We start from the raw sequence: 16,922 nt of genomic DNA, 5'->3' as shown, positions 1-16,922 counted from the left end.
GGAGGAGGCAGATGACTATATACATACACGGTTTTGGCGGTAGCGGGTGCGGTGTCAAGGCAGAGCTTTTTCGCACATATTTCAAGAGCATAGATGAGCCATTTATCGCTCCCTCTCTCTCATGCGTTCCGCATCTGGCTCTAAAAACGCTAGAAGAGATGATAGAGTCTTACGGCGGGAAGGTCAATCTTATCGGCTCATCTTTAGGCGGTTATTACGCTATTTATCTGGCAGAGAAGTACGGCTTAAAAACGGTGCTTATCAACCCGTCTGTAGAACCGGATGAGACACTAAAAAAGGCGCTTGGTTTTGCTCCAAACTTTTATGATGAGAGTAGTTTTGAGTGGAGAGAATCGCATATAGAGATGTTAAAAGAGCATAGAGTTGAACCCAAAAAGCAGGAGAACTTCTTTGTGTTGCTTCAAAAAGGTGATGAGCTGCTTGATTACAGAGAGGCCGTAAACAGACTGCCTAATGCTAAGTTTGCGATAGAAGAGGGCGGAAGCCACAGTTTTGAGAATATAGAGAGATATTTTGATGATATAAAAGGGTATTTGAATATATGAGCTTTAAAAAATGTCTTGTTTGACAAATAAATACTATATTTAGTATAATATTAAGTACTAAATAAAGGATTTAAAATGCAACCGATTTTATCAAACTATACTGCGAGCATAACAGAGCTAAAAAAATCTCCAACACAGCTTTTAAGTGAAGCTGGAGATGAAGCCATCGCCATACTTAACCATAACATACCCAGTGCCTATCTAGTTCCGAGCAAAGTCTATGAGAAGATGATGGATATTATAGATGACTACTACCTTTCATTGGAAGTAGAAAAAGCCAAAAACAGTGATGAAAAGCCAATTAGAGTAGATGTAAATGAGCTATAATCTTGAATTTATGCCTCAAGCCTTAAAAGAATGGAAAAAATTAAACTCTACGATAAAAGAACAATTTAAAAAGAAACTGCAAGAACAGCTAGAGAGTCCAAGAGTAGTGAAGGACAAGCTCTCTGGATATGAAAACGTATATAAAATCAAGCTAAGAAATATTGGGTATAGACTTGCATATGAGATAAAAGACGAAGAGATAGTTGTTCTTGTGCTGAGCGTATGGAAAAGAGAAAAAAATAAAATTTACGATAATCTTAAAGGTAGGTTATAATCTCTTGCTCTCGCTAATATATTTGGCATAGAGTCTATTATATTAGTTTGTTACTTTATGCACACATGCGCTCCAAAGTTCTACTTTGAACGAGAAAAGAGTATATGTTCTTGTGCGGCGAATATCTGTAAAGTTTAACTTATAGATAATCTCGTATAGTCTTGCCGTTTGCGCGAGGAGGATATAGTCTATCTACTAAAAACGGCTTCCAGTCTATTACTTCCTGTATATTTTTGGCACCGATTGATTTATCTTCAAGTATAACAGTTAAATGATGATCAAGCACGGTCTGTACGGGAAATAGAGCAAACATCGCTTTAAAAGCTGTTTTTGTATCTATATTTTTATCCATTTTAAATATATAGCTTTCTCCAGGTTTAACATTTATCTCCAAAGGAATATGATCTTTTCTTGCTTCGAGAAATGGATGTGTAGAGTAAGGCATTACGGATATAGAACATTTACCTGCAGCTACTTCATTATAAGAGTATTGTCTTGATAGAACAACTATGGAGATCGTTTCACTGTCGCATAGATAAGTCACTTTGTACTCTCCAAGAGAGTCTGTATCTGTATTCACAAAGTATAGATTTGCTTTACTTGGATTGTAGTGCGGCAACGAGATCTCTTTAGAAGCAGAGACTTGATTTTTAGAATATCCATTAAAAAGTATCATCACTAAAATAGATAAAAAAAGACTACGCATAAGATCTTCCGACAAAAAACTATATTGTATCAAAAAAATATCTATTAGTTATACCTCACTTTTTATAAGATAAAGTCTAAGTAAAGCAAGAAATATAAGCTGTAAATTACTTCTTTAAATTTGAGGGATCTAGACATGCAAATTAATTGCCGAGTAGTTGCCGAGCGTAAACTTTTAAATAAGAAAATGGAGAAATAAAAATGCCGAGTTACTGCCGAATGTTTGCCGAGTGCTTTTTTAAAGAGAATTTGAAAGAGGCTAGAAAGTCCGAAATATTGGGGTTTTTGGTTGCGGAAACAGGATTTGAACCTGTGACCTTTGGGTTATGAGCCCAACGAGCTACCGAACTGCTCTATTCCGCGATATGCCTATAAATAGGGATTTTGTGGATGGGGTAGAGGGATTCGAACCCCCGAATGACTGGACCAAAACCAGTTGCCTTACCGCTTGGCTATACCCCAACAATAAAAAGTGAAAGAATTGGTTGCGGAAACAGGATTTGAACCTGTGACCTTCGGGTTATGAGCCCGACGAGCTACCGAACTGCTCTATTCCGCGTCACTTACAAACAAGGTCAATATGTTTGTTGGAGTGGAATTATAGGCAAATACGTCTTCATTGTCAAGAAAAGCCCAGCCAAATTTACAAAAACGGTTTGAACTAAAATTAATCAACTTTTCTATACAATTGCGGTATTAAAAACAAAGAGTAAATATGACACCGACACAAAGAGTACTAGAAGCGATTGACGAGATAAAAAAGGGTCACATGGTCATTATGATCGATGATGAAGATAGAGAGAACGAGGGTGATCTGGTCTATGCATCCGCTTTTTCTACGCCGGCTCATGTAAACTTTATGGCAACGCATGCAAGAGGGCTTATCTGTGTGGCGATCAGCAAAAATATCGCTACAAGACTTGAACTTAACCCGATGGTAAGCTCAAACACATCCTCTTATGAGACGGCGTTTACGGTCTCAGTCGATGCAAAAAATGCTCTAACAGGCATCTCGGCAAAGGAGAGGGACGATACCATCAAGATCTTGGCAAACCCGATCAGCCACGCTGATGAGCTTGTAAAACCGGGTCATATATTTCCTCTTATAGCAAAAGATGGCGGCACACTTGTGAGAACAGGTCATACTGAGGGTTCTGTTGATCTATGCCGTCTTGCAGGACTTAGCGAGTCATCGGTTATTTGTGAGATAATCAAAGAGGACGGCACGATGGCACGCCGTGACGATCTTGATATATTCGGCGAAAAGCACAACTTGAAAACCGTTTTTATCTCAGATATTGTCGAGTATCGTCTTGCGAACGAGAGGCTTGTAAACGAGCTTGAGGTAGAAGATATTGAGTTTTTCGGTACAAAGGTAAAGAAGTACACATTTAGCGACCATGACAAAATAGAACATACTGCGATAGTGTTTCATAATGTTGCATCTGTGGCAAACGTAAGAGTCCATAACGTTATACCGGATATGGAACTTCTCTTAAACCAGAAAAAGTACAGCAATCTTATCTTGTCTATCGAGTACCTAAAACAGAACAGCGGTGTTTTGATCTTCATTAACAAGCCTACACACCATGACAACGCTGCCATGAAAGAGTTTGGAATAGGTGCTCAGATACTTAAATCGTTCGGCATCTCAAAGATGAACCTGCTAACCTCCATGAAAGCGACCGAGTTTGTAGGACTTGGCGGCTTTGGGTTAGAGATAAACGAGGTTATAGATATTTAGCAAATATCTAAACTCTCTTGAAACTACTCACACTTTTTTTACTTCTTCTCTCTTTTTTAGATGCCAAAACTCTTTCTAGAACTCAAGTAATTATGTCCACTCTTGTCACTATCACTGCAGATGAGAGGGATGCCGACCTTATAACAGAGGGGTTTGATATCATAAAAGAGATTGAGAAGTCTCTCTCATCTTACGATCCAGATGCAAATATATACCGACTCAACAAAAACAGACACGCAGAGCTTGACACTTTTAGTTATGAGGCACTTCTTTTGAGTAAAAGGTACTATGCCGCAACAGATGGATATTTCGACATTACTATCGGCTCGATCACAAAAGATCTCTACAGATTCGGAGAGGATGAGCGTGTTGCATCTTTGGCTGAGTTAGCAGGTGCGTATGTTTCCTTTGGCGCTCTGAGATTTAATGAAAAAGAGGCTTTTTTAGAGGAGAGCGCAAAAGTAGACCTCGGCGGTATGGGCAAAGGTTTCGGCGTGGATAAAGCTGCGGAGTTCTTTAGAAGCAAAGATGCAAAGAGCGTTGTAATAGCGGCAAGCGGAGATATAAGATGTCTCTCTTTGTGCAGGATAGAGGTGCAAAGTCCTTTTAAAGAAGATGATGTTTTGTTATCGTTTGAGACTACAAAAGATGACCTTGGTATCACAACTAGCGGAAACTATAACAGATATGTCACCTCAACCAAGAATAATCACCTAATCGACCCAAAAACCAAAAAGCCGCAGAGCCTCTTTGTCTCTATAACTCTTGTTAGCGAGATTTCAAGTAGTGACTTGGATGCTTATGCGACTGCGGCAAGCGTAATGCCGATGAAAAAGGCTTATGAGTTTTTGGATGCTCTTGGAGTAGGTTATATCGTTATGCAGAGCGATGGCGAGCTTGTTATTGGCAAAAATATATCAGAGTATACAAAGAACCTACTCATAAGAGATACTCTCAAAAAGCAGCCATGAGATATATAAGATAAGTGCTAAAAGAGCAAAAAACGAAAAAAGTTTTATATATGCAAAGAATTCAAATCCGTTTATAATCAAAAACGGGGAGAATATCTCAAGCATAGCCACCCCAAATGCAGTGTAGATGAGAAGAAGCAGACTTTTTTTCTCTCTTAGCTTCGTAAATACCAAAAAGTGCAAAAGCACCATAGCAAAAAGCCCAAACACAAAGATGTGCGGCAATACTATTTTTAAAACTCCTCCTGCACTCTGAGCAGAGATAAACTGCTCTTCATTACCGATGTAGTACTCTAAAACAGCGCTGTAACTAAAGCCTATCTTGTGTTCAAAAAGCATAACCGCACTAACTATTAGAAGCAGAGAAAATGCCAAGTAGTGGAGGATGGATAGTTTATACGCTTCTTGCATTTAGTTTCCAAAATGAGTAGACGATCATATAAAGAGCCACAAGATGCCAGAGAAAATAGGTTACAAGATATATGTTTACAAAAAAGCTTGATAGGTAAAAAGCCAAAGGCAGCGAGATGAGTGATAGGATGGCACTTATCATAAGGGTGTTTGTAAGAATGGCTCTGCTTTTTTTTGCAACTCTGATGAAGATGGAGCTAAGGGTGAGCAGGATCATCATTATAAAAAATATCTGCGTATGCCAAAACTCCAAAAAAGATGCTTCGTTCATCGGGTCTATGTAAGCCTCTTCATCTCCAAAAAGTGTTGCATTCAGAGTTTCGGGCGAGATGCCGAAGTTTGACTTCATAACAAAGATGTCAGAGATAAGATAAAGAAGTATAAAAAGAAGAAAACCTCTCAGTATAAGGCTCATAGCGCTATCTTTTTGAAGGTTTTTTATAACGGTGAATTTCACTATTTGCCTTTTAACAGCTCATTGTAAAGAGCAAAAGCGACTCTTGAACCGTCTACAAAGCTTTTCGCACTTAGAGTTGCCCCTGTGATGGTGGGAATATCTTTGGAGAGCATAAGCGACGTCTGAGTATCTACGTTTTCAAATTGGCTCATCCATTTTCCAGAAGGCACATACTCCATAGGCTCGTTAAAAGCTATGACCTCTATGCCTTTTAAAATAGACTCTGGCGATATCATGTAGAGCACGACACCATTTTTTGAGCGGATCTTTCTGTTGATCAAAACTCCGTAACCTTGAGTTTTGCCATCTTGCACGGCTTTAAAAACCTTAAATATCTTAGTGCCCAGTTTTACCTGTGATGCCTCTTGAATCTTCTTTGCCTCAGCACCGCTGAGAATAATGCTCTCTTCGATAATTTCACTCTTTACTCCATAGTTTTGCTTCATCGCATCGATTGGAGATATAAGCATCTTCGCACTTAGCGGCAGTGTCAAAAAGATAAGTAGGTAAAGTAAAAGTTTTCTCATAGCGTTAGGGCTCCTGAATTTGTCGGATTGTATAAAATAAAATTTTTTTTGTCAATGAACTTTGTCAATAAGAGCGTTAAGCATCTTGAAATTCTCGAAAAACTTGTTTTTCGTAGCTTTAGGGGGTTGTAGGGACATAAGCAGCTGCCACTGAAACGGACAAGTTCGTTTCAGCGCGTAACATAAGTTAAAAGATGAATCCCATTGAGAGGCTGAATGTGTCAGAATCAACTCCGTCTTGCTTCTGCATGGCATAGTCAGCTTTTAAAACTACCTGCTCGTGAGGGAAGTAGTTTATACCGAATGTCGTCGTATCGGTAGAATCAAGCGAGCTTCCATCGGTCAGTTTATCAGCAGGATTGACGCTCTCATATTGAACGAATAGCGGCAGTTTATCGCTAGATGAACTAAAGTTTAAAAGGTCGTAGCTAAGATTTAAGTAGCCGCCTTTTGCTTTTACCTGAGATAGTGCACCTGCCAACTCAAATGCGTCTGAGCGTTTTGCCTCTGCGTACGTGCCATATGCTCTAAAGCCGTTTACTTTATAGTCCGCGTGAATATCGAACATATTTATCTTTGAGTCCATATAAGCCGAAGCCCCAACCAGCAGCCCATTTATATCTGTATAATCAAGCCTTGCTACAAAACCGAGTTTCGGATCATTGTTGGTAAACGAGCCGCCGCGCGCACTTCTTAACCAGCTTGTATCGCTGTCTATTGTCGGATTTAGGGCAGTTACTCCCATGACTTTATACTCCAACCCTTCAAATACGTCTCCGTAAACCATTACGCCGCTCTCATGCCAAGTCGTCGGAATAATCTGTTTTGCGGTGTTTGGTCGCTGAACTGTAGTAAAAAGTGTCGGTTCATGTCTCTCATTAATCAGCCCCAAAGGCATCAACATATTACCGACTCTGATGTTTGCATTTTCATTTATCAAAAAGTCAAGATAGATAAACTCGACTATAACCTCTCCGCCCTCTGCAGCGCCTCCGTCATTTGCCACTCCGCCGTGCTCAAACTCAAGCTCTACGTTTAGTAGGATGTTGTCACTAAACTTATAGCCTATATATGGAACAAATCTGTATACGTCAACTTTAGAGCTGTTTGAGCCGCTCTCTTTGTTTGTGTGCGAGTAGTACATCTCGCCGTAACCGCCGATGCTTAAAGGCGATTTTGAGTAGTAGACCTTCGATGCCGCAGCAGCTAGTCCGCTATGCGACTTTTCACTATCGACAGTCGTGTAGTTAAAGCCCATCTGCAGGTTGCTTGTCTCATCTGCCAAGGTTTTGGTCTGCTCCTTAAGCGCTGCTATCTCTTTTTTAAGCTCTGCAATATCTGAAGCAGTATCCGCCTGTAAGCTACTTGCGAGCATAATCGCCGCAGCTACACTTAATCCTAATCTCTTTTTAAACTCTCTCATCTTCTTTCCTATTAGTTGAATTTGATAAGCATTATCGTTTATCAATATGCAGAATTGTAGATTAAAAATTCTTAAATGAACATTAAAATGATAATCATTATTGAAATACTTGGAGAATTATTTTCAGCTATGTTTGTTATAATAATAAAAAATTCAGTTGAAGATGGCAGATGAGAGAGATATTTAGCAGAGTGGAAGATTCTGCAACGGTTAATATAGAAGTAGAGGTTGATGTAGAGGATTATGAAGAGAGTTATCCTTGGTTATATAGTCTGTTTGTAAAACCAAACAATATAGAAGAGAATAGTTTGGATTTTGAGCAGTTTTTAGAACTTAAAGAGTCTATAATCATCTCTTTAGAACATCAAAAGATGGCAAAATATGTAGGAGAGAGAGTTTATGAGGGTTGGCATGAGTTCTACTTTTATGCAAGAGATTCAAAAAATCTAGAAGCGCTTTGTGCCGCAATGTTAAAAGATAGCGGTTACAAATATGAAAGCAATGTGGTAAAAGATGCAAAGTGGGATTTTTACGCTAAAAATCTTTTTCCAACAGAGTTGGAGTTTCACAATATTCAGAGCCAAAAGATAATGTTTCTGCTTCAAGAAGAGGGTGATGAGCTCTCTATATCAAGAGATGTAGAACACTATGTATCATTTGATACGGCTACCCAAAAAGAGAGATTTGTAAAAAACGCGCTAGAACACGGGTTTGAGTTTAAAGATGACGTAAGCAGCGAAGAGTTTGAACATGGAGTGGCACTTCTCAAAGTGCATCCGGTTACTGAAGAAGAGGTTAGAAAAGTTGTAGAGGAGCTCTATGGGCTTATTAAAACAGAACATGGCTATTATGAGGGCTGGAGCACGACACTGGCGCAAAAGGACGATTAGTCACTCGTGAAAAAAGAACTCTTTAAAAGCTACTTTATTATGGCTGTCTGGAAGCTCTTTGAGCTTATTTTTAAAATAAGATACAGATTTAACTATGTAGGGTTAGAAAATATTCCAAAAAACAGGGCGGTTATGCTTTTGGGCAACCATGTTAGCTGGATAGACTGGTTCATACTTCAACTGCCCATTAAGAAAAGAATAAATTACATAATAGATAAAGATATTTACAATTGGAAGCTGTTTAACTGGGCTTTTAAGATGGCGGAGCTTATTCCCGTTTCAAAAAAAGCTTCAAAAGATTCATTTATTGAAACCTCAAAGAGATTAAAAAATGGTAGAATAATAGCAATATTTCCCGAGGGCGAAATATCCAGAAGCTCCGAGATCGCAAAGTTTTATAGAGGCTATGAATACATAGAGAGAAACAGTGCAGTTATCGTTCCGTTTCATATAGACGGAGTTTTTGGAAGTCTCTTTGCAAGGCATAAAGGCGATTCAAAAAGATGCTTTTTGAAAAAGAGGGAGATCACTCTCTATTTCGGAAAGCCGATCTCGCATGAGATAAAGGCAGACGAATTAAGAGATAGAGTTATAAAATTGAAAAGGATGAAGATTTGAGAACAACATTAATAATTGGTGCAGGCGGAGTTAGCCGTGTAGTTGTACATAAGTGTGTACAAAATGCAGATGTTTTTGGGAAAATTGTATTGGCAAGCAGAACAGTGCAAAGATGTCAGGATATAAAAGATGAACTTCCAAATGCAAATATTGAAGTGGCTTCTGTGGATGCAGACAGCACGGATGAAGTTATAAAGCTTATAAACGAGTGCAAGCCCGACATTCTTATAAACGTCGCACTTCCATATCAAGATTTGACAATAATGGATGCCTGTATAGCTACAAAGACACCATATCTTGATACTGCGAACTATGAGCATCCGGATGAGGCTAAGTTTGAGTACAAGCTTCAGTGGGCAAGAGATGATAAGTTTAAAGAAGCAGGCATTATGGGGCTTTTGGGTAGCGGTTTTGACCCAGGGGCGACAAACGTTTTTTGTGCATACGCTCAAAAACACTATTTTGACGAGATACACACCATAGATATTTTGGATTGTAACGCAGGCGATCACGGATACCCGTTTGCAACAAACTTCAACCCTGAGATCAACTTAAGAGAAGTCTCTTCAAAAGGGCGTTATTGGGAAAACGGTAAGTGGATAGAGACTGAGCCGATGGAGATAATGCAGGTTTGGGATTATCCAGAAGTAGGTCCAAAAGATAGCTATCTGCTTTACCACGAAGAGATGGAGTCACTTGTAAAACACATCAAAGGGCTTAAGCGTATAAGATTTTTTATGACCTTCGGGCAGAGCTATCTTACACATATGAAGTGCTTGGAAAATGTCGGGATGCTTGGAATTGAGCCGGTTGAGCACAAGGGGATGAAGATAGTCCCTATAGAGTTCTTAAAGACACTTCTTCCAGACCCTGCATCTTTGGGACCTCGTACAAAAGGAAAGACAAACATCGGTATTGTCGCAGAGGGAATTAAAGACGGCAAGAAGAGAAAGATATATATCTATCAGGTAAAAGATCATGAAGAGTGCTACAAAGAGACAAACTCTCAAGGTGTTTCATACACTACCGGCGTTCCTGCGATGATAGGCGCAAAACTTATGCTAAAGGGTATCTGGAGCGGAGTAGGAGTATTTAATATGGAGCAGATGGACCCTGATCCGTTTATGCAAGAGATGAATACGCAAGGTCTGCCTTGGCAGATAAAAGAGCTAGAAGCGTAAATAATGACCTTTAAACATATAATTTCAGATGTAGAGTCTCTGCCGCCACTATCAAACACACCGTTTATAATACAGCAGATATATAGCTGCGGCTCTCAAAATATCGATATTATAAGACTTGTAAAGGTTATAGAGGATGATGCGGCACTCGCTGCAAATATTCTAAAGATGATAAATGCCCCTATATACGGCTTTTCAAGAAAAATAGCCTCAATTGCTCAGGCAGTAACGCTTTTTGGAACTGATGAGATCTACGGTCTGGTCTTAAAGTACGCAGTCGATAAAGAGCTTAAAACAGATACCGAGATCTACGGCGTAGATAACAAGAGATTTAACGATATATGCCAGCTCCAAAGCACTTTAATGATGCAGTGGTACTCCAGAGTAGATCTTAGACATGCTCAGTTTATGTCACCTTTGGCACTTATAATGGAGACTGGAAAGCTAGTGCTGGCAAATGAGGTTCTAAAGAGCCACTATGCAAAGAAGTTTGAAATAGGTTATAGAAATTCAAAAAATGTCATTGAGTATGAGTATAGCCTGCTTGGAACTACGACCTACTACCTAAGCGCGCTTCTTTTTGAGCACTGGATGCTTGAGCCTCTATATGTAGAGATACTGAAGGGATTGGATTTTGAGACAAACGTAAGCCCGAAAGTCAAATCATACATAGACTCGCTAGATGTTATAAGAACTGCCGTAAATCCGAGGAACGTTTTAACACAAGAGTCAATAAAAGAGGCTTGTGAAATAGTTGAAGAGATGGGGCTTGATGCCGATGATTTCGAACATATAGCTCTGAGAGTAAAAGAGAAATACAACCAAATTCTAATAAATAGAATGAGAAAAAAATAGCAAAAAGCATGGAGAACATTATGCAAAACTCTAACTTGTTATCTACACCCTATTACATGTGCGACGAGTCTTTACTTCGTGCAAATCTTGAGATTTTAAACCGTGTTCAAATAGAGAGCGGAGCAAAGGTTATTCTAGCGCTTAAAGGCTTTGCTATGTGGAGTACGTTTCCTTTGGTAAAAGAGTATCTAAAAGGGTGTACTGCAAGCGGATTGCATGAAGCATTATTGGCTAGAGATGAGTTTGCAAAAGATGATGAGAATCTTGAAGTGCATACATATTCGCCTGCATACAAAGATGAGGATATCGAAGATATTGCACGCATATCCGACCATATTGTCTTTAACTCACCTAACCAGCTTTTTAAATATTACGACAGAGTCAAAGAGATAGACTCAGAGATAAGCCTCTCCTTGAGAATAAATCCGGAGCAATCTTCCTCTCCAAAAGATATCTACAACCCATGCGGGCTCTACAGCCGTCTGGGCACTACACTTGAGAATTTTGATGAGAGAGTCTTAGAGTATATTGACGGACTCAATTTTCACGCTCTGTGTGAGCAGAATGTCGATGCTCTAGAGGATGTACTGCAGGCTTTTGAAGCGAAGTTCTCAAAGTACTTTAAAGGGCTGAAATATATCAATTTTGGCGGAGGTCACCATATAACAAAAGAGGGATATGATGTCGATAAGCTGATTCGCATCATAAAAGAGTTTAGAGCAAAGTATGATGTAGATGTCTATCTGGAGCCTGGAGAAGCAGTCGGATGGCAGACGGGAGTACTTGTGAGCACAGTGCTAGATATTGTACACAACGGCATGGATATAGCCATATTGGACACTTCGGCAGAAGCTCATATGCCCGACACGCTTGCGATGCCGTATCGTGCAATGGTTAGAGGAAGCGGTGAAGCAGGAGAGAAACCTTACACCTACCGCTTTGGCGGAAATACCTGCTTAGCGGGAGACATTATGGGTGATTACTCCTTTGATGAACCGCTGCAGGTGGGTGATAGAGTGATATTTGAAGATCAGATCCACTACACTTTTGTTAAAAACACTACCTTCAACGGTATCAAGTTACCTTCATTGGCTATACTAAGAGAAGATAACACTCTGGAGTTAATTAAAGAGTTTGGATATCAAGATTACAAAAATAGATTATCTTAAGGGGGATATGTTATGAAAGAAGATAAACAGAGATGGAACGAGAGATATTTGGACAATCCTATGCCGCAGGAGGTCTCTGCACTATTGGATAAGTATATTTCACATGCAAATGTAGGTCAGGCGATAGACGTGGCATGCGGTACGGGCAGAAATACACACTATTTGGCTGACTTGGGTTTTATGGTTGATGCCGTAGATATTTCAGACTATGCTTTAGAGCGTGTAAAAAATAGCTCTACGATCAAAAAGATCGATACGGACTTGGATAAGTATAATCTAACTCCTAATAAATATGATCTGATCGTGAATGTAAACTACTTAAATCGTCGTCTGGTCTCTCAGATGAAAGAGGCGCTCAAGAGTGGCGGAGTTTTGGTTTTTGAGACTTTTATAGTCGCTCACGGAGATTTTAAGATGCCAACGACAAACCTTGACTACTTGCTGCGCAAAAATGAACTTCTACACTCTTTTATAGGGCTTGATGTCATCTACTATGAAGAGAAAATAGATACAAATTTAAGAGGCGAGAGAATAAAAGTCGCTTCTTTGGTGGCTAAAAAAGCTTAATATAGTTCTTGCAAAATTGCAAGAACATTTTCTTAGCTTTTAAATTCGTTAATACGAGAATCCAGTAAGTGAGCCACTTCAAGCAGATTCTTGGAATCATTTTCGATGCTTATTACTTTTTCTTTGTTTGAAGATGAGTGAGCGTTTATCTCTGCAATTTGATTAATTATCTCATCCGTATGTTTTACCATTATTTTTGAATCTTCTACTGATTTAACGGCAACTTCAATGGAGTGCTGCATCTCTAGGGATGTCTCATTGACCTTTTGCTCAACATCTTGTGAAATGGATGTTAGTCTCTGCATCCCTTGTGCATTTTCGTTCATCTTGTCGCTTACGTCGTTTATGGATTGAACAATAGTACTAACACTTATCTCTATCTCAGTAAGTGATTTTTGTGTACGTTCTGCGAGTTTTCTCACTTCATCTGCTACGACGGCAAAACCGCGTCCATGTTCACCTGCTCGCGCCGCTTCGATGGCAGCATTTAGGGCTAGAAGGTTCGTCTGTTCTGCTATATCTTTAATAACAACAAGGACGCTCTTTACCTGATCCGCATCTTGTTTTAAGTGTATCAACTGGTCTGAGAGTTCATGCTCTACTTCAATAAATACTTCAACCTCACTTACCAATTCACCTAATGCCTCTTTTGAGGATTCAAGATTTGCGTTTGCCTGTGAGACTCTCTGCTGTGTCTCTTTTGCCATCTCAATAGAGAGGTCAAGAATCTCTTTTATAGATCTGCTTTTTTCCGTAGTATGAGAGACTATGACACTCTCCTCTTCTATACTTTTGTTTATGAATGATGATGCATTAGTGATAGTGTTTGCGATTGAGACATTTTTACTTCCAAGAGATTTTACGTCATTTATTGTGTCTTGTATTGAACTTACAAAGTCATTGACCGCATATGCAGATTGTGCAAACTCGTTTTCACGTACAACCTCAATTCGTTTTGTTAAATCTTTGTCGCCATCAACAAGGGCTCTTATTCTTGAACGAAGTTCATCTAACGGAGCTATAACCTCTTTTGAGAAGAAAATGCTCATAATAATGACAAAAGCGATAAAAGCAACAGCAAGCGTAATAAGCAAGACTATTTTTGTGTCATTGATCTCTTTATCATTTGAATCCAAAGAGACAACAAGATTCATGACGCCGAGAATATCTCCATCTTTTGCATTATAGTGGCATGATATACAACTTTTGTCTGCTATCATTGGATTTAGAAGTTGTATTGTGTGGTGATTATTTTGTGTTTTTTCAATTGTTTTAGGCTCTTTACTTGCAAAAACATCTCTAACCATCGGGGTTGCCGTAAAGGTTTCGCCATCTTTTTTATAGATCTCTAAAACCAGTTCTGATTTTGAAACATCCAGTGACTCAATACCCTGAATTTTTCTTGCCCTTTCAAGTGTCTCTTGAACAACTTGTGGATCACCTGCCAGCATACCTTGTGTTACTGTTTGAAAGATTGATTGACTTAGCATAGTAAGGGACTGTTTTGCAGTTTTATTGGAAAAGTTGTTGAAAGTATAGGAGATATAAGTATATAAAGAACCGATTGCAAGGGCGGCAAAAAATAAAATTGTAAAAATTATTCGAGATCTAACTGACGGTAACATTTGTACTCCATCTATTATAAAATTATCACAATCTTAGCAAAAGAAACTTTCGATAAAGCTTTAAGCCACCCTTAAGATGATCTGTTAAACTGACTAAGGCTCGTTATATTTTTAACTATATGTTATAGCAATCGTTCGAAAAATTTTAAAAACATAAAAAAATATTATATTTTAATTGCGTAGCAGTTTATAATTTGTTATAATCCGATACTTTTTATACCAAGGGGCGTATACAGATGAAAAAAATAGTTTTGTTATTTATTATGGTGTTCTCAACACTACCTTTGATTGCTGCAGAAGCTGCGATCAATTATAACGGGGAGGTCGTTAATGTTAAAGGGAACTTTCCTATAGTTGGTGCAAAAGCGCCTGTTGCTCGTGTTACAGAGCCTGATTTTTCAATAAAAACGATCGGAGGAAAGAGCGAGAGAGTTCAGGTGATCGCTACTGTTCCATCAATTGATACTCCTATCTGTTCTGCTCAGTCAAAAAGATTTGACGATGAGATAAAGCAGTTTGATGGTGTTGACATGACTGTCGTTTCAATGGATCTTCCATATGCAGATGATCGTTTTTGTAAAGGACATGGGATTAAAAACATCTCCATAGCTTCTGATTTTGCCTATAGAGAAGTTGGCGAAAATTATGGCGTGATAGTGACTGACGGCGAGCTTAAGGGTCTGCTGATCAGAGCAGTATTCGTTATAGGAAAGAATGGAAGAGTAGTATATCAAGAGATAGTTCCAAATGTCGGTGATGAGCCTGATTTCAAAAAGATCATGCAGGCTATCAAAACTGCAAGCTCACATAATTAGTATTAAGTATCATAGTGTTACAAGGATAGTGAATTTTTAAGAGCTACATTTTACACTTTGTTTTAATCGCAATATTTTTACCGATTATTGCTTTTAGCAGCAGTAGTGATTCGGCATCTATAAGTGTTACTCAAAACAAAAACAGTTTTGATCTGAGTATATCTCTCGAAGATGAGAGCTATATTCTTGATGATACTCTCGATTTTAGTGTTGAAGGAGATGGTGTAGCTATCAGCAGCATATTTTATCCTGATGCGACAAAACATAAAGAGCAAGATGTTTTTTTTGGCAGCGTAAATATAAAGGCAAATCTTGAAGGAGAGGGCGATAGTGAGTTTAAGATCATACTCAACTATCAGCTCTGCTCCTTGGATGATGGATGCTCGGAATTAAATAGATTTGAAAAAGAGTATAGGCTTTTTAAAGAAAAACCTCTCAAAGAGAGCTCTGCTTTATCTTCTGAGTCAAAAGATATCCAAAGTGAGCAGGATGCGATCGCGGAGATGCTTCAAAACAGTAGTGTAGTTTTGACACTTGCTACATTTTTCGGTTTTGGCCTTCTTCTTGCTTTTACTCCATGTATGCTTCCGGTTATACCTATACTCTCTGCAGTTATTATCTCCAAAAAAGAGAGCATAAGCACGAGACAGGGATTTTTTATATCTCTTACTTATGTGGTATCAATGTCAGTAGTCTATGCACTTGCAGGTGTTTTGGCTGCATCTCTTGGAAGTAATATACAGGCATTTTTCCAACAGACTTGGATCATAGTAGCAGTAAGTTCTCTTTTCTTTATACTGAGTTTGGCGATGTTTGGCACTTTTACTATTCAGATGCCCAAAAAAATACAATCTTTTTTAAACAATAAAGCGCTTTGGGGCAGAGATAAATCGTACTACAGCGTAGTCTTTCTTGGAGTGCTCTCTGCACTGATCGTAGGTCCGTGTGTCGCACCTCCTCTTGCAGGTGCTCTTATCTACATAGGACAGAGCGGTAATGAGCTTCTAGGCGGAATGTCGCTCTTTTTAATGAGCCTTGGAATGGGCGTGCCTCTTCTTATGCTTGGTGCGGGAGCGGGTAAATTTCTGCCAAAACCGGGCATCTGGATGGATGACGTAAAGCTCTTTTTCGGCTTTACGATGATAGCCTTCTCTATCTGGCTTCTCTCAAGAATACTAGAGGCTCAAACTATACTTCTGTTATGGGGAGTTCTTCTTGTGGCCGTGGCTATATTTATGAACCCGTTTGAAAATATCAAAAGTGTAGATATAAGCAGAATGCAGCAGCTCAAGAAACTTCTCTCTATGCTCGCTCTTATCTACGGAGTGGTTCTTATTGTAGGGGCAATCGGCGGCGCAAAAAGCATTAAGGCTCCTCTTGAACCTTTTGTATCATCAAAGGTGGCAGTCTCTACACTATCTGAGGTGACTTTCAAAACAATAAATGCAAGAGAGCTTGATAGTGAGCTGCGTCAAGCATCAAAGCCAGTTATGGTATACTTTAGCGCAAAATGGTGTGAAAACTGCAAAGAGCTTGATTCTGATGTTCTTAGCAGGGAAGATGTCGCTTTTGAAGTTGAAGAGTTTGAAAGAATAAAGGTCGATATATCTGAGAATACAGATTTTGATATAGAGATGTTAAAAAAGTTCTCTCTTTTTGGACCCCCCGGTATCATCTTTTTCGATAGAGAGAAGCGAGAGTTAAAAAACTACCGATTATCAGGATATAAAGAGAAAGAACTCTTTATTGAACATATAAGAAAAGTTAAAGAAGTTTTATAGCCAAACAAGGTGTATT

General features: G+C 39.0%; 19 protein-coding genes and 3 tRNA genes. 13 read left to right on the top strand and 9 right to left on the bottom strand.

Annotated features, from left to right (window positions below):
- The first annotated feature begins 11 nt into the window (after positions 1-11).
- The 3 genes from FCU45_RS05270 (at position 12) to FCU45_RS05260 (ending at position 1,167) form a co-directional block, all read left to right on the top strand.
- The gene (locus FCU45_RS05270; RefSeq protein ID WP_137013004.1) at positions 12-566 is read left to right on the top strand and encodes a YqiA/YcfP family alpha/beta fold hydrolase; all 555 of its coding nucleotides are present in this window, start codon (positions 12-14) and stop codon (positions 564-566) included.
- Positions 567-641: 75 nt separating this feature from the next.
- On the top strand, positions 642-893 hold the full coding sequence (locus FCU45_RS05265) for a type II toxin-antitoxin system Phd/YefM family antitoxin (RefSeq protein ID WP_137013002.1): 252 nt from the start codon (positions 642-644) through the stop codon (positions 891-893).
- Positions 883-1,167, top strand: a complete 285-nt coding sequence (locus FCU45_RS05260) for a type II toxin-antitoxin system RelE family toxin (RefSeq protein ID WP_137013000.1) — start codon at positions 883-885, stop codon at positions 1,165-1,167. Before FCU45_RS05265 ends, FCU45_RS05260 begins: the two co-directional genes overlap by 11 nt.
- A gap of 139 nt (positions 1,168-1,306) precedes the next feature.
- Here the strand turns inward: FCU45_RS05260 and FCU45_RS05255 are convergent, their stop codons facing one another.
- From FCU45_RS05255 to FCU45_RS05240, 4 genes are all read right to left on the bottom strand, one after another.
- Positions 1,307-1,873, bottom strand: a complete 567-nt coding sequence (locus tag FCU45_RS05255; protein ID WP_137012998.1) for a hypothetical protein — start codon at positions 1,871-1,873, stop codon at positions 1,307-1,309.
- Between the two features lie 285 nt (positions 1,874-2,158).
- Positions 2,159-2,235, bottom strand: a tRNA-Met gene (locus tag FCU45_RS05250).
- Between the two features lie 24 nt (positions 2,236-2,259).
- Positions 2,260-2,334 (bottom strand) — tRNA-Gln (locus FCU45_RS05245).
- A gap of 20 nt (positions 2,335-2,354) precedes the next feature.
- A tRNA-Met gene (locus FCU45_RS05240) sits at positions 2,355-2,431 on the bottom strand.
- A 156-nt stretch (positions 2,432-2,587) separates the two neighbouring features.
- On the opposite strand from FCU45_RS05240, the gene FCU45_RS05235 reads away from it, so the two are divergent.
- Together FCU45_RS05235 and FCU45_RS05230 are read left to right on the top strand one after the other, a co-directional pair.
- Positions 2,588-3,616 (top strand): bifunctional 3,4-dihydroxy-2-butanone 4-phosphate synthase/GTP cyclohydrolase II, encoded by a 1,029-nt coding sequence (locus FCU45_RS05235; RefSeq protein ID WP_137012996.1) that lies wholly within the window; start codon positions 2,588-2,590, stop codon positions 3,614-3,616.
- Between the two features lie 17 nt (positions 3,617-3,633).
- Positions 3,634-4,587: an FAD:protein FMN transferase gene (locus tag FCU45_RS05230; protein ID WP_246032249.1), complete on the top strand. Its 954-nt coding sequence runs from the start codon at positions 3,634-3,636 to the stop codon at positions 4,585-4,587.
- Here the strand turns inward: FCU45_RS05230 and FCU45_RS05225 are convergent.
- The 4 genes from FCU45_RS05225 to FCU45_RS05210 all read right to left on the bottom strand — a co-directional run bounded on the left by FCU45_RS05225 (position 4,552) and on the right by FCU45_RS05210 (position 7,405).
- Positions 4,552-4,998 (bottom strand): hypothetical protein, encoded by a 447-nt coding sequence (locus FCU45_RS05225; protein ID WP_137012994.1) that lies wholly within the window; start codon positions 4,996-4,998, stop codon positions 4,552-4,554. The two genes, FCU45_RS05230 and FCU45_RS05225, sit on opposite strands and share 36 nt — an antisense overlap.
- Positions 4,982-5,455 (bottom strand): hypothetical protein, encoded by a 474-nt coding sequence (locus tag FCU45_RS05220; protein ID WP_246032248.1) that lies wholly within the window; start codon positions 5,453-5,455, stop codon positions 4,982-4,984. The genes FCU45_RS05225 and FCU45_RS05220 overlap by 17 nt, the downstream gene beginning before the upstream one ends.
- Entirely contained in the window at positions 5,455-5,982 is a 528-nt protein-coding gene (locus FCU45_RS05215) for an FMN-binding protein (protein ID WP_137012992.1), read from the bottom strand. Before FCU45_RS05215 ends, FCU45_RS05220 begins: the two co-directional genes overlap by 1 nt.
- A 187-nt stretch (positions 5,983-6,169) precedes the next feature.
- Complete coding sequence (locus FCU45_RS05210; RefSeq protein WP_137012990.1) at positions 6,170-7,405, bottom strand: porin; 1,236 nt, start codon at positions 7,403-7,405, stop codon at positions 6,170-6,172.
- A gap of 170 nt (positions 7,406-7,575) precedes the next feature.
- Here FCU45_RS05210 and FCU45_RS05205 point away from each other — a divergent pair, with 170 nt between their 5' ends.
- From FCU45_RS05205 to FCU45_RS05180, 6 genes are read left to right on the top strand one after another with little or no spacing between them, the layout of a single operon-like run.
- Entirely contained in the window at positions 7,576-8,295 is a 720-nt protein-coding gene (locus FCU45_RS05205; protein ID WP_137012988.1) for a DUF695 domain-containing protein, read from the top strand.
- Between the two features lie 6 nt (positions 8,296-8,301).
- Positions 8,302-8,913: a 1-acyl-sn-glycerol-3-phosphate acyltransferase gene (locus tag FCU45_RS05200; RefSeq protein WP_246032247.1), complete on the top strand. Its 612-nt coding sequence runs from the start codon at positions 8,302-8,304 to the stop codon at positions 8,911-8,913.
- Positions 8,910-10,094, top strand: a complete 1,185-nt coding sequence (locus FCU45_RS05195) for a saccharopine dehydrogenase family protein (protein ID WP_137012986.1) — start codon at positions 8,910-8,912, stop codon at positions 10,092-10,094. Before FCU45_RS05200 ends, FCU45_RS05195 begins: the two co-directional genes overlap by 4 nt.
- Positions 10,095-10,097: 3 nt before the next feature.
- The gene (locus FCU45_RS05190) at positions 10,098-10,949 is read left to right on the top strand and encodes an HDOD domain-containing protein (RefSeq protein ID WP_137012984.1); all 852 of its coding nucleotides are present in this window, start codon (positions 10,098-10,100) and stop codon (positions 10,947-10,949) included.
- 20 nt (positions 10,950-10,969) lie between these two features.
- Positions 10,970-12,118 carry a carboxynorspermidine decarboxylase gene (gene nspC, locus FCU45_RS05185; RefSeq protein WP_137012982.1) on the top strand — a complete coding sequence of 383 codons (1,149 nt, stop codon included), beginning with the start codon at positions 10,970-10,972 and terminating at the stop codon, positions 12,116-12,118.
- A 12-nt stretch (positions 12,119-12,130) separates the two neighbouring features.
- Positions 12,131-12,685 carry a class I SAM-dependent methyltransferase gene (locus FCU45_RS05180; protein WP_137012980.1) on the top strand — a complete coding sequence of 185 codons (555 nt, stop codon included), beginning with the start codon at positions 12,131-12,133 and terminating at the stop codon, positions 12,683-12,685.
- A 32-nt stretch (positions 12,686-12,717) separates the two neighbouring features.
- Here FCU45_RS05180 and FCU45_RS05175 read toward each other — a convergent pair whose 3' ends face one another.
- Positions 12,718-14,175 (bottom strand): methyl-accepting chemotaxis protein, encoded by a 1,458-nt coding sequence (locus tag FCU45_RS05175; RefSeq protein WP_246032246.1) that lies wholly within the window; start codon positions 14,173-14,175, stop codon positions 12,718-12,720.
- 371 nt (positions 14,176-14,546) lie between these two features.
- Here FCU45_RS05175 and tpx point away from each other — a divergent pair, with 371 nt between their 5' ends.
- Both tpx and dsbD read left to right on the top strand, forming a co-directional pair.
- Complete coding sequence (gene tpx, locus FCU45_RS05170) at positions 14,547-15,125, top strand: thiol peroxidase (RefSeq protein ID WP_223175809.1); 579 nt, start codon at positions 14,547-14,549, stop codon at positions 15,123-15,125.
- Between the two features lie 32 nt (positions 15,126-15,157).
- On the top strand, positions 15,158-16,906 hold the full coding sequence (gene dsbD, locus FCU45_RS05165) for a protein-disulfide reductase DsbD (RefSeq protein WP_137012976.1): 1,749 nt from the start codon (positions 15,158-15,160) through the stop codon (positions 16,904-16,906).
- Positions 16,907-16,922: the final 16 nt, after the last annotated feature.

The sequence above is a fragment of the Sulfurimonas crateris genome, assembly GCF_005217605.1.
GTDB lineage: Bacteria > Campylobacterota > Campylobacteria > Campylobacterales > Sulfurimonadaceae > Sulfurimonas > Sulfurimonas crateris.
The sequence above is the reverse complement of the archived record's forward strand: the minus strand, read 5'-3'. Positions and strand labels throughout refer to the sequence as shown.

What these genes read in the sequence shown, in the direction of transcription:
- FCU45_RS05210 (WP_137012990.1), bottom strand. Translation starts at nt 7,405, where the DNA reads ATGAGAGAGTTTAAAAAGAGATTAGGATTAAGTGTAGCTGCGGCGATT.
- FCU45_RS05190 (WP_137012984.1), top strand. Translation starts at nt 10,098, where the DNA reads ATGACCTTTAAACATATAATTTCAGATGTAGAGTCTCTGCCGCCACTA.
- FCU45_RS05180 (WP_137012980.1), top strand. Translation starts at nt 12,131, where the DNA reads ATGAAAGAAGATAAACAGAGATGGAACGAGAGATATTTGGACAATCCT.
- FCU45_RS05225 (WP_137012994.1), bottom strand. Translation starts at nt 4,998, where the DNA reads ATGCAAGAAGCGTATAAACTATCCATCCTCCACTACTTGGCATTTTCT.
- FCU45_RS05260 (WP_137013000.1), top strand. Translation starts at nt 883, where the DNA reads ATGAGCTATAATCTTGAATTTATGCCTCAAGCCTTAAAAGAATGGAAA.
- FCU45_RS05270 (WP_137013004.1), top strand. Translation starts at nt 12, where the DNA reads ATGACTATATACATACACGGTTTTGGCGGTAGCGGGTGCGGTGTCAAG.
- FCU45_RS05235 (WP_137012996.1), top strand. Translation starts at nt 2,588, where the DNA reads ATGACACCGACACAAAGAGTACTAGAAGCGATTGACGAGATAAAAAAG.
- FCU45_RS05175 (WP_246032246.1), bottom strand. Translation starts at nt 14,175, where the DNA reads ATGCTAAGTCAATCAATCTTTCAAACAGTAACACAAGGTATGCTGGCA.
- nspC (WP_137012982.1), top strand. Translation starts at nt 10,970, where the DNA reads ATGCAAAACTCTAACTTGTTATCTACACCCTATTACATGTGCGACGAG.
- tpx (WP_223175809.1), top strand. Translation starts at nt 14,547, where the DNA reads ATGAAAAAAATAGTTTTGTTATTTATTATGGTGTTCTCAACACTACCT.
- FCU45_RS05215 (WP_137012992.1), bottom strand. Translation starts at nt 5,982, where the DNA reads ATGAGAAAACTTTTACTTTACCTACTTATCTTTTTGACACTGCCGCTA.
- FCU45_RS05205 (WP_137012988.1), top strand. Translation starts at nt 7,576, where the DNA reads ATGAGAGAGATATTTAGCAGAGTGGAAGATTCTGCAACGGTTAATATA.
- FCU45_RS05265 (WP_137013002.1), top strand. Translation starts at nt 642, where the DNA reads ATGCAACCGATTTTATCAAACTATACTGCGAGCATAACAGAGCTAAAA.
- FCU45_RS05255 (WP_137012998.1), bottom strand. Translation starts at nt 1,873, where the DNA reads ATGCGTAGTCTTTTTTTATCTATTTTAGTGATGATACTTTTTAATGGA.